This is a genomic window from Sphingomonas sp., from assembly GCF_019749955.1.
Lineage (GTDB): Bacteria > Pseudomonadota > Alphaproteobacteria > Sphingomonadales > Sphingomonadaceae > Sphingomonas.
In genome coordinates, this window is the sequence record NZ_JAIEPC010000004.1 from 1 (window position 1) to 11,340 (window position 11,340).

At 65.7% G+C, this 11,340-nt stretch carries 9 protein-coding genes; 6 read left to right on the forward strand and 3 right to left on the reverse strand.

The window, feature by feature from the left end; genetic code table 11:
* The coding region (locus tag K2W81_RS00645) for a TonB-dependent receptor (protein ID WP_294100417.1) at positions 1–1,824 on the forward strand (1,824 nt) is incomplete at its 5' end.
* Between the two features lie 73 nt (positions 1,825–1,897).
* On the opposite strand, the gene K2W81_RS00650 is transcribed toward K2W81_RS00645, so the two are convergent.
* Positions 1,898–3,133: an MFS transporter gene (locus K2W81_RS00650; RefSeq protein ID WP_294100419.1), complete on the reverse strand. Its 1,236-nt coding sequence runs from the start codon at positions 3,131–3,133 to the stop codon at positions 1,898–1,900.
* A 115-nt stretch (positions 3,134–3,248) separates the two neighbouring features.
* Between K2W81_RS00650 and K2W81_RS00655 the strand changes: the two genes are divergently transcribed.
* A complete protein-coding gene (locus tag K2W81_RS00655) occupies positions 3,249–4,304 on the forward strand; it encodes a putative sulfate exporter family transporter (protein ID WP_294100421.1) in 1,056 nt (351 codons plus the stop codon).
* A 126-nt stretch (positions 4,305–4,430) separates the two neighbouring features.
* On the opposite strand, the gene K2W81_RS00660 is transcribed toward K2W81_RS00655, so the two are convergent.
* Complete coding sequence (locus tag K2W81_RS00660; RefSeq protein WP_366932193.1) at positions 4,431–5,444, reverse strand: LacI family DNA-binding transcriptional regulator; 1,014 nt, start codon at positions 5,442–5,444, stop codon at positions 4,431–4,433.
* 327 nt (positions 5,445–5,771) lie between these two features.
* Here K2W81_RS00660 and K2W81_RS00665 point away from each other — a divergent pair, with 327 nt between their 5' ends.
* The 3 genes from K2W81_RS00665 to K2W81_RS00675 are packed head-to-tail and all read left to right on the forward strand — an operon-like array spanning position 5,772 to position 9,668.
* Positions 5,772–7,697 (forward strand): transglycosylase domain-containing protein, encoded by a 1,926-nt coding sequence (locus K2W81_RS00665; RefSeq protein ID WP_294100433.1) that lies wholly within the window; start codon positions 5,772–5,774, stop codon positions 7,695–7,697.
* 52 nt (positions 7,698–7,749) lie between these two features.
* Positions 7,750–8,751, forward strand: a complete 1,002-nt coding sequence (locus K2W81_RS00670) for a low specificity L-threonine aldolase (RefSeq protein ID WP_294100425.1) — start codon at positions 7,750–7,752, stop codon at positions 8,749–8,751.
* Positions 8,748–9,668, forward strand: a complete 921-nt coding sequence (locus tag K2W81_RS00675) for an EamA family transporter (protein WP_294100427.1) — start codon at positions 8,748–8,750, stop codon at positions 9,666–9,668. Before K2W81_RS00670 ends, K2W81_RS00675 begins: the two co-directional genes overlap by 4 nt.
* On the opposite strand, the gene K2W81_RS00680 is transcribed toward K2W81_RS00675, so the two are convergent.
* Positions 9,578–10,417, reverse strand: a complete 840-nt coding sequence (locus K2W81_RS00680; protein WP_294100429.1) for an SDR family NAD(P)-dependent oxidoreductase — start codon at positions 10,415–10,417, stop codon at positions 9,578–9,580. The two genes, K2W81_RS00675 and K2W81_RS00680, sit on opposite strands and share 91 nt — an antisense overlap.
* 84 nt (positions 10,418–10,501) lie before the next feature.
* Here K2W81_RS00680 and K2W81_RS00685 point away from each other — a divergent pair.
* Positions 10,502–11,340, forward strand: an 839-nt coding sequence (locus K2W81_RS00685) for a M1 family aminopeptidase (protein ID WP_294100430.1), incomplete at its 3' end; no start/stop codon positions are given.

Below are 11,340 nucleotides of genomic sequence, written 5' to 3' on the forward strand. Positions count from 1 at the left end.
CGCTTTCGCGGCGCGGTCAATGTGCCACTCGCGGAAGATATCCGCACGCGCCTGACGGGCTTTTATTCGACCTATGATGGCAACATCCGCAACGTCACCACCAACAGCATCGTCAATGGTTGGGAGCATTATGGCGCCCGCTTCCAGGTTGAGGCGCGCCCGACGTCGGATCTGTCGCTGACCTTCATCGCCGATTACTATCGCAACAAGGATGATTGCTGCGCCGAGATCATCGCGACGCCGCCGATCAATGGGGCGACGGGCCTGCCAACGACCAATTTGTCGACCAGCGTGCTGCCAACGCCGCTCGGTGCGGACACGCGACAGGTTGCGCAGAATCTAATCACCCGCACCGACGAGCAGGGCTATGGCTTTTCGCTCACCGCCGATGTTGCGCTCGGGCTGCACACGCTGACGTCGATCACCTCGTATCGCAACTGGCGCAATACCGAAATCCGCGACGGCGACTGGTTGCCGCAATCCTTTATCGGCTTCAACCAGCTGCACGACTTGGGGCCGCAGACGGGCAACACCTTCACACAGGAATTCCGCCTCGCCTCGCCCGCCAAGCAGACGGTCACCTATGTCCTTGGCGCATTTTATTCGCAGGCGATTTCAGAGCGGACGTTTACCCGTTTTGTCGAACGCTGCGCATCGGCGGTTGCGCCGGCGCCGACGGTGCTGACGCCGTGCACGAGCCCGCTCGCCGCTGCCCGCACCTTCCCGGTCGGCTCGGCCACTTTTGGCTCGACGTTCAAGAACTTCGCGCTGTTCGGGCAGGGCACCTGGAACATCGCCGACTGGTTCCGGCTGATCGGCGGGCTGCGCTACACGCATGATGATCTGAGCGTGTCGCATCGGCGCGTTTCGGCCAATCTCGACGTTGTCGGCGGCGTGCCGGTTGGCACCGGGGGCATCAACCCGAATTTTGATCAGGGCGTCTTCGACTCGCCGGGCGTGAACGGCGTGGTGACCGCGAGCAACGGTATTCCCTTCCGGACCGCGACGAGTGCCGACAATATCTCGGGCAAGGTTGGCGCGCAGGCCGATTTGTCGAGCAACAGCACGGCCTATTTCACCTATGCGCGTGGTTATAAGGGGCCGGCATATAATGTGTTCTTCAACCTGTCGAAGAACGGCACCAACGTGATCGCGCCGGAAACGTCCAATGCCTTTGAAATCGGCCTGAAGAACACGCTGTTCCGTGGGCGCCTGACATTCAATATCGCGGCATTCTACGCGCAATATGACAATTTCCAGGCCAATAATCCTGATCTGGTGGCGAATGTTGTCGTGACGCGCTTCACCAATGCCGGGCGGGTGTCGACACGCGGCGTCGAGGTCGACGCGACGTGGCGGCCGGTACGCGACCTGACCGTCAATGGCGGTTTTGCGTGGACCGATGCGCATGTCGATGCGTTCAATGCGCCGCTGGGGGCGGCGGTGATCCCGTCGGGCACCCCGCTCGGCTTTGCTCCCCTGTTCAAGGGCAATCTCAGCGCCGATTATCGCTGGCGTACGGGCGGCGCGGTCGACGCGTTCTTCGGCGTGCAGGGCTCGTACCAGTCTTCGCAATTGTCGTTGTTCTCAGCCGATGCGGTGCAGCGGCGGCTCGGCACGATCCCGGCGTATGGCCTCGTCAACCTGACCGTGGGCATCACCGATCCCAAGAATCGTTACCGCTTGACGTTCCAGGTCCGCAACGTAGGCGACCAGAGCTTTGCTGCCGCCATCGCCAATGGCGGGCCGGGCGGTGCCTATCGCTACCAGATCCCGCGCGATGCCGATCGCTATTTCGGGGTAACGGGCCGCGTCAACTTCTGACCGTCCCGCACGATCAAGCAAGCCCGGCGGCGCCGACTCCGCCGGGCTTTGCCTTGCCTTGATGCGCGGTGGGTCAATGCGCGAAGGCTGTGCCGCGCTCGGCTTCGTCGACCGGTACGATCACGGGCACCAGCGCCTGAATGCAGGCCAGCGCCAACAAATACGACCCTGAACAGATCGCGAGCAACGGGCCATAACCCCAGTTGTGCGAGAGCGCGAAGGCGGCGAGCTGAATCAGCACGATCGACCACATATTGCCGCAAAACGCCGCCATGCCGATCGCCGAGCCAACCACGCGCGCCGGGAACACATCGGTCGCAAAGCCGAACAGGTTCGTCGAAAAGCCCTGGTGCGCGAACAGCCCGAGCCCGAGCAGCAGCGCAGCACTCCACGGGCTGGTTACGAACAGCACCAGGCTGACCGGCAGGATCAGCAGCGCGTAGATCAGCAGTGTGGCCTTGCGCGCGCGATCGACGCTCCACCCCATTGCCATCAGCCGGGTCGGCAGCCATCCACCGCTCAGCGCACCAAGCGCGGCAAACACATAGACCAAGGCCACCGGCAGCCCGACCGTCCCCTGCGGCAAACCGAACAGCCGGTGGAACAGATCGGGCAGCCAGCTCAGCATGAAGAACCACACCTGATCCGACAACAGCTTGGCGAGCGCGAGCGCAAGTACCTTGCGATCGCGCAGCAGCGTCCCCCACGCGATCGGCGCAGGCTCGGCGCCTTCGGTCGCAACCGGCTGGACCCGCACCGCGAACCACACGGCGACCCACACCAGCCCCAGCCCGCCCGCAATCAGGAATGCCGCGCGCCAGCCAAACGCTAGCGCGAGCGCAGGGATCGCCAGCGGCGTCACGATCGCACCGATATTGGGCGCGGTATTGCCGACGCCGAGCGCGATCGAACGCTCCTTCTGGGTGAAGTACGTCGCTGCTGACTTGACCGCCGCCGGGGTGCCGATCGATTCCGCCGCGCCAAGCACGACACGCGCCACGACAAAGCCGATCACGCCGGTCGCAAAGGCATGCGCCATGCCGGCGAGGCTCCACACCGCCACGCCGATCGCAAAGCCAAGCCGCAAGCCGACGCGGTCGATGAACCAGCCCGTGCCAAGGAACGCCACTGCTGCCGAGAATTGGAACGCCGACACCATATTGGCGTAGTCGCCGTCGGACCAATGATATTCGGCCTCGAGCGTCGGCTTCAGCAGCGCCAATATCTGGCGATCGACATAATTGAGCATGATCGCGAAGAACACCATCGCCACGATCACCCAGCGCGTTGCGCCGCTCTTGCCTGTCACGTCGTGCCCCTCCCGCTTGCTTTACGATAACGTTGTCATACCGGGTGCTTCCCGGCTAGCCCTTTGCGACGCAGCCGATACAAGGCGGGGCGATAGAAGGCAGGCAATGGAGCCGATGCAAGCAAAACCCGACCGACGCCCGCTGCCGATGGCCGCCGACCTTTATGGCGATATCGAGCCGAGCCCCAAGGCGAGCTGGCGCGGCTATCTCCCCGGCTTGCTGGTGGTCGGGGCGGGGACGCTCGCCGCCGGGTTCATTTCGGATCATTATGGCGCGCCGCTGACCTTGATGGCGTTGCTGATCGGACTCGCGCTCAATTTCCTGAGCGACGATGCGCGGTTGAGCGCGGGGCTTGCGCTCGCGTCGCGGTCGCTGCTGCGTTGGGGGATCGTGCTGGTCGGCGTGCGCGTGACCTTTGGGCAGATTGCCGCGCTTGGGCCGGTGGCCTTGGTCGCGGTGGTGGCGATTGTCGCGCTGGTGATCGGCACCGGCTTGCTCGTCGCTCGGCGGCTCGGCTTCAGCGATGCCTTTGGCGTGCTCGCGGGCGGGGCGGTGGCGATTTGCGGCGCGTCGGCGGCGCTCGCGCTTGCGACGACACTCGGTGAGCGGCGCATCAACCAGGGGCAGCTGACGCTGGTGCTGGTCGGGATTTCGGCGATGAGTGCCGCCGCCCTCGTGCTTTACCCGATCTTCGCGCATCTGCTGATGCTCAGCGACCTGAAGGCGGGGTTCATGCTCGGCGCGTCAATCCACGATGTCGCCCAGACCTTGGGCGCGGGCTATGCCTATTCGCCCGGCGCCGGCGAGATTGCGGCGATCGTCAAGCTCACGCGGGTTGCCCTGCTGGCACCGGTGCTGGCCGTCGTGGCGCTGTTCTTCCGCCCCGATGGCGCCGGCGCCAAGCGGCAGGGGGTGCCGTGGTTCGTCATCGGCTTTTTCGCGCTCGCGGGGGTCAATTCGCTCGGGGTTATCCCGGCAGTCGCGACCGGCGTCGCCGAGCGGCTCGCCACCGCGATGCTCGCCTGCGCCGTCACCGCCACCGCGATCCGCTCACCGATGCGGCAATTGACTGAAGGCGGGCCCAAGCCGCTGCTGGTAATCCTCGCGGCGACCCTGCTCGCGCTCGCGCTGGCGACGGGCGCGGCGGTTTGGGTGATTGGGCGGTCGTGAGCTGACTTGCCCCGCTTCCCGTTCGCCCTGAGCTTGTCGAAGGGCCGTACTTCTTTTGCAACCGGCTAGCGGAAGAAGGGCAGTGCTTCGACAAGCTCAGCACGAACGGATCGAGGGTGGTACCAATTAGTCGAGAGGTACCGAGCCCAAAGGCGCCGCCGTCGATCCGCGCACAACCAACTCATAGCCCAGCTCGCGGCGCTCGATCGGTGCACCGGTGGGGCGCAGCAACAGATCGGCGGCGGCATAGGCCATCTGCCGCATCGGCTGGTGGATGGTGGTCAGTGGCGGCCAGACCACGCGCGATATCGCGGTATCGTCGAAGCCCGCGATCGACAGCGCTTCGGGGACGCGCACGCCCAGCCGGTGCGCCGCCGCCAGTGCACCGGCGGCCATGTCATCGCTTGCCGCAAAAATCGCGGTCGGCGGTGAAGGCAGTGCGAGCAGCGCCTCGGCCTCGCTCCCGCCGGAAGTGAAATAGAAATTGCCGGTGCGGATCAGCGCCGGATCGACCGCGATTCCGCTTGCCCGCATGGCATTGAGATACCCCGCCGTCCGCTGCGCGCTCGCGGCAAAGGCGGGGTCGCCGCTGATATGGGCAATCCGGCGATGGCCAAGGTCGATCAGATGCTGCGTCACTTCGGCGGCGGCGCGCGCATTGTCGATGAAGATCGACGATGTCAGCATCACCTCGATCCCCGGCGACACGCGCACGAAGGGAACGCCGCGCGCCGACAGCAGATCGAGCACTTCGACACAATCACTGGCCGGCGGGGTGAGGATAAGCCCGTCGATCTGGATCGAATCGATCAGGCTCTCGATCTCATCAAGCAGCTTCGACGACTGCCGGTCATAGGGTTGCGCAATCATCCGCACGCCAGCCTCTTCGCACCGATCGCGAATGCCCGATTGCATTTCATAGACATAATAGGGTGACGGATTGTCGCAGATCAGCGCGATCTGGAACGACCGCCGCCCCGCGAGCACCCGCGCGGCGCTGCTGGGACGAAAATTGAGCCGCTCGACCACGGCAGCGACCCGCGCACGCGTTTCGGCGCCGACATATTTTTCGTTGTTGAGCACGCGCGACACGGTCTTGATCGACACCCCGGCTTCGCGCGACACATCCTTGATCGTCACCCGCAAGTCGTTGCCCCTCGGTGTCCTGGCTCGCCATGCCGATGTGGCGAAGGAGAGCGCGCGCGTCCAGTGGCTTGCGGCTAGTGCATTATTTGAGTAATACGCTTGGCCTTCCCCGACCGGGCAGGTAAAGCGAGCGTGATGCGAACCGGGTTTTTCGATTTCCGCCACCGCGACGCGCCCGACGAAGCGCCGCCGCTCGAGCTGACCGGGGGCCTGCCGCCACCCGATGGACACACGTGGATCGACGACGATCCCGCCGATTTCGAGGACGAAGACGCGGCGCTCGTCCCGCCGCCGCGCAAGCGATCGCGCTGGCGTTGGGTAATGCGCGGGCTCGCGGCGCTGATCGTCCTGTTCTTCATTCTCGTCGGCTGGCTCGCGATCACCGCGCCGCTCTCGAAATCGCTTGAGCCGATTACGCCGCCAAGCATCACCTTGCTGGCCGCCGACGGCAAGACACCGATTGCACGGCGCGGCGCGACGATCGGCAAGCCCGTCGACGCGAAAAAACTGCCCGAGCATGTGACCCAAGCCTTTATCGCGATCGAGGACCGTCGCTTTTATCGCCATTGGGGCGTCGATCCCTGGGGGATTGGCCGCGCGATGGCGCATAATCTTGCCGCGCGCAGCATGCGCGAAGGCGGGAGCACGATCACCCAACAGCTCGCGAAGAACGCGTTTCTCGATTCGGACCGCACGGCGGGGCGCAAGCTGCGCGAAATGCTGATCGCCTTCTGGCTCGAGGCCTGGCTGACCAAAAACGATATCTTGTCGCGCTACCTGTCGAACGTCTATTTCGGCGACAATGCCTATGGCTTGAGTGCGGCCGCCAAGCATTATTTCAGCACGACGCCTGACAAGCTGACGGTTGCGCAGGCGGCGATGCTGGCAGGCCTCGTCAAGGCACCCTCGCGGCTGGCGCCGACCGGCAATCTGGAGGGCGCGCGCGCCCGGCAAAAGCTTGTTGTCGGGGCGATGGCAGACGTCGGCTTCCTGACCAAGAGCGAGGCTGCCGATGTCCGGCCCGCGCGGCTGCGCGTTGATCGCGTCGCACCGCTGCCCAATGGCTCCTATTTCGCCGATTGGGTGCTGCCCGCAGCACGCGACCAAGCCGGGGCGATCAGCGCCGAGACGCAAGTGACGACGACACTCGACGCGCGGCTCCAGCGTGCCGCCGAACGCGCGGTGCGGCGATCGGGTCTGCGCAAGGCGCAAGTCGCGATCGTTGCCATGCGCCCCGATGGCCGCGTCGTCGCGATGGTCGGCGGCAAGGCCTATGGTGACAGCCCGTTCAACCGCGCGACTCAGGCAAGGCGTCAGGCGGGATCGGCATTCAAGCTGTTCGTCTATCTCGCCGCCTTGCGCAGCGGGCTGACGCCTGACTCAATCGTGCTCGACGAACCGGTGACGCTTGGCGGGTGGAGCCCGAAGAACAGCGACGGCAGATATCGCGGCGAAATCACCCTGCGCGATGCGTTTGCACGCTCGTCGAACGTCGCGGCTGCGCGGCTGACGCAGCAGGTCGGCGTCAAGCAAGTCATTCAGGCCGCGCGCGACCTCGGCATTTCGACGCCACTGCCGAGCGAAGCCACGATCGCGCTCGGCACCGCCAACACGTCGCTGCTCGAACTGACCGCTGCCTATGCGTCGGTCGCGGCGGGTGCCTATCCGGTGCGCCCGCACGGCCTCGACGCACCGCAGGAACGCGGCTGGATGGACTATCTCGGCAACCGCTCGCGCAGCTTCGGCAGCCGCACGCAGGACGAGCTCAAGTCGCTGTTGAGTGCCTCGATCAACGAGGGCACCGGACGGCAGGCCGCGCTCGACATCGAAAGCTTCGGCAAAACGGGGACCAGCCAGGATAACCGCGATGCGCTGTTCATGGGTTTTGCCGGTGATCTGGTGGTCGGTGTCTGGGTCGGCAATGACGATAATTCGCCCAACCCGGGGCTGTCGGGGGGCGGCATTCCGGCGCGGATCTGGCGCGATTTCATGACCAGCGCACTCGGCGTCGGCGCGAAGGAGACAGCGCCGGTCGCCGTCGATCCCGATGCCGTCGATATCCCCGACCCGGTGGGCGATTTGATCGACAATGGCACTTTGCCGGTCGAAGGCGAGATCAGCGGCTTTGGCCTCAATCTGAAAATCGGTCGCGATGGCAGCATCGCGCTCAAGCCCGCCCCGGCTGAGAAGCGCGCACCGCCGCCGCCCGACGCTGACATCGCGCCCGTGCGCCGCGACGAGCGCTAATGCCGCGCCGCAGCGGTTGACGAAGCGCGCCCGCGCCCGCATTGCCCACGCCATGCGGTTCTTCTCTGACAATGCAGCGCCTGCCTGCCCTGAAGTGCTGGCGGCGCTGACGGCTGCCAATGTGATGGATACGGCCTATGATGGCGATGCGTGGAGCAAAGCGCTCGATGCGCGGCTGTCGGCGCTGTTCGAAACAAGCGTCCGCGCGCTGTGGGTGCCGTCGGGCACCGCCGCCAATTGTCTGGCGCTCGCCGCACTTTGCCCGCCGCACGGCGCGATCATCTGCCACCGCGAAGCGCATATCCAGAATGACGAATGCGGCGCCCCCGAATTCTACACCCACGGCGCCAAGCTGCTGCTCGCCGAGGGTGACGGTGCCAAGCTGACCCCTACGACGATTACCGCTGTGCTCGACGCGACGCGTAACGACGTCCATCAGGTCCAGCCGCATGTGGTGTCGATCACCAACGCGACCGAATATGGCCGCGTCTATACGCCCGCCGAAGTCGCCGCGATCGGCGACCTGTCCCGCGCGCGCGGGCTGGGGCTGCACATGGACGGCGCGCGCTTCGCCAATGCGGTGGCGTTTCTGGGCTGCACGCCTGCCGAGGTGACGTGGCGCGCGGGCGTCGATGCGCTCTCGTTCGGCTTCATCAAGAACGGCGGCATGCTCGCCGAGCTGCTGATCTTCTTCCGCCCCGAGCTTGCGGGTGCCACGCTGTATCGCCGCAAGCGCGCGGGGATGCTGCTGTCGAAGGGGCGCTATCTGGCGGCGCAAGTGCTGGCGATGCTCGACGACGACGTCTGGCTGCGCAACGCGCGCGCCGCCAATGCGGGGGCAGCGATGTTGGCGCAGGCTGCGGGCGATCGGCTGATCCACCCGGTCGAAGCGAACGAGGTGTTCCTGAAAGTGACCGCCGACGAAGCCGCCTCCCTGCGCGCGCTCGGCTTCGATTTTTACGATTGGGGCCCCGGCGAAGCGCGGCTGGTCGTCTCCTGGAATCAGGCTCCCGATGATATTCGCCCGCTCGCCGACGCGATCGCGGGATTGTGAACGAGACGCCAGCTCCGCCGCAATCGACGCGGCTGGCGATCCTGATCCCGTTCGCGATCGTCACGCTGATCTGGGGATCGACGTGGATCATCATCCGCGACCAGATTGGCAGCGTGCCGCCGAGCTGGTCGGTCACCTATCGCTTCCTCGTCGCCGGGATCGTGATGCTTGCCTATGCTGCGGTCCGGGGCGAGCGGATCGCGCTCGACGCGCGCGGCTGGGGCTTTGCCGCGGCGCTGGCGGTGCTGCAATTCTGCTTCAACTTCAATTTCGTGTACCGCGCTGAGGGGTTTATTACTTCGGGCCTCGTTGCCGTGGTGTTCGCCTTGCTGCTGGTCCCGAACGCCATCTTCGGCCGGATTTTCCTCGGGCAGCAGCTTGGGCGGCAATTGCTGATCGGCTCGGGTGTCGCGATGGCGGGCGTTACCTTGCTGTTCGTCCACGAAGCGCGATCGGACCCGCATGGGCCGGCGGCCTCGATCGCAGGCGTTGCCTGGACCTTGGCGGGCGTGCTGTCGGCGTCGATCGCCAATGTGTTGCAGGCGACAGAGACGGCGCGCCGCTATCCGATGGTGTCGATGCTCGGCATCGCGATGCTGCTGGGGTCGGCGATCGATGGCGCGATCGCCTGGAGCCTGACCGGGCCGCCGGTCATCGAAATGCGGATCGGCTATCTGGTCGGCATCGTCTATCTCGGCGTGGTCGCCTCGGCGGTCGCCTTCACGCTCTATTTCGGCATTTTGCGCGTGATCGGTCCGGCCAAGGCCGCCTATTCGAGCGTGATTGTCCCGGTCATCGCGATGCTGCTGTCGACCTTGTTCGAGGGTTATCGCTGGTCGGGGCTCGCGGTTGCCGGGTCGGCGCTGGCGATGCTGGGCCTGGTGATTGCGCTGAGGGCACGCAGGCCTGCGCGGTAATCGGGATAGGCGGGCTGCCAGCCGAGCACGCGCTTGGCCTTGCCATTGGCGACGCGGCGGTTCTCGGCATAGAAGCTGCGCGCCATCGGTGACAGGCCCGCTTGGTCCATCGTCTGGAGCGGCGGGGGCGCAAGGCCGAGCAACTGCGCGGCGAACTCGATCACCGCATTCTGGCCGCACGGCGCATCATCGGCGATATTATAGGCGCCCGGTGGCCCATCGAGCCCAGCAATCACGCCGCTGGCGATATCGTCGACGTGGACGCGGCTGAACACTTGACCCGGCAAATCGATCCGGTGCGCTTTGCCCTCGGCAACCCGGTCGAGCGCCGATCGGCCGGGGCCGTAGATGCCGGGCAGCCGAAAGACGCGCGCGCCGAGCGCCAGCCATGCCTGGTCGGCATCATTGCGCGCCGATCGCCGCCCGCCGACGGGCGCGCTTTCGTCGACCCACGCGCCGCCCGTATCGCCATAAACGCCGGTCGACGACAGATAGCCGATCCAGTTTGTGGCTCGAACGGTGTCCCCATAGCGGCGCAGAACCGGGTCTCCGGCAGCATCGGGCGGGATCGACACGAGCACGGCATCGGCTCGCACCAAAGCCGCCGCCACCGCCGCGTCATCGGCGAACGCGATCGTGCCGTCGCGCCCCGATCGGCTCGTGCCCGCCACCTCCCAGCCCTGCGCGCGCAGCCGGTCGGCGATCCGGCTCGCGCTATAACCCATTCCGAAGATCAGCATGGTCGGCATGATTTGGTCACCATCTCCTTGGCATTCGCCCACTCTTGCCCGATTTCATTGGCAAGCGCGCACCGCTGACCCTATTTGCGGGCAATGCTCGATGCAAACACTGGCCAGCCCATCATTACCCGCCGCGACGCCTATCGTGCGCCCGACTGGAGCGTCCCCGAAATTGCGCTCGATTTTGATCTCGATCCAGTGGCGACGCGGGTCCGGGCGCGGCTCGAAGTGGTGCGCGCTGTGGGCGCCACCGGGCCGCTGCGGCTCGACGGCGGTGGCCAGACCCCGACGCGCGTGTTGGTCGACGGCGTCGAAAGCACAGCCTGGTCGCTGGAGCACGGCGCGCTGGTGATCGCGCTCGACGGTGACGCGCATGTCATCGAGACCGAAGTCGACATCGCGCCCGACCGCAACACCCAGCTCATGGGGCTTTACGCCTCCGGCGGGCTGCTCTGTACCCAATGCGAGGCCGAAGGCTTTCGCCGGATCACCTTTTTCCCCGATCGTCCCGACATCCTCAGCCGCTACCGCGTGCGGATGACAGCGGACAAGGCGCGCTACCCGGTGCTGCTCGCCAATGGCGATCCGGTCGGCGCGGGCGATCTCGACGACGGCCGCCACTGGGCCGAATGGCACGACCCCTTTCCCAAACCCTGCTATCTGTTCGCGCTGGTCGCGGGCGATCTGGTTGCCAATCGCGCGAGCTTCACCACGATGGGCGGGCGCGAGGTGCAGCTCGGCATCTGGGTGCGCGCGAGCGATTTGCCCAAGACCGACCACGCGCTCGCCGCGCTGGAAACGGCGATGCAATGGGACGAGCAGGTCTATGGCCGCGAATATGATCTCGACGTGTTTAACATCGTCGCGGTCGATGATTTCAACTTCGGCGCGATGGAGAACAAGGGGCTGAACATCTTCAACAGCCGCTACAT

Coding starts and splice junctions, on each gene's coding strand:
- K2W81_RS00655 (WP_294100421.1), top strand. CDS start 3,249: ATGCAAGCAAAACCCGACCGACGCCCGCTGCCGATGGCCGCCGACCTT.
- K2W81_RS00665 (WP_294100433.1), top strand. CDS start 5,772: ATGCGCGGGCTCGCGGCGCTGATCGTCCTGTTCTTCATTCTCGTCGGC.
- K2W81_RS00670 (WP_294100425.1), top strand. CDS start 7,750: ATGCGGTTCTTCTCTGACAATGCAGCGCCTGCCTGCCCTGAAGTGCTG.
- K2W81_RS00680 (WP_294100429.1), bottom strand. CDS start 10,417: ATGCCGACCATGCTGATCTTCGGAATGGGTTATAGCGCGAGCCGGATC.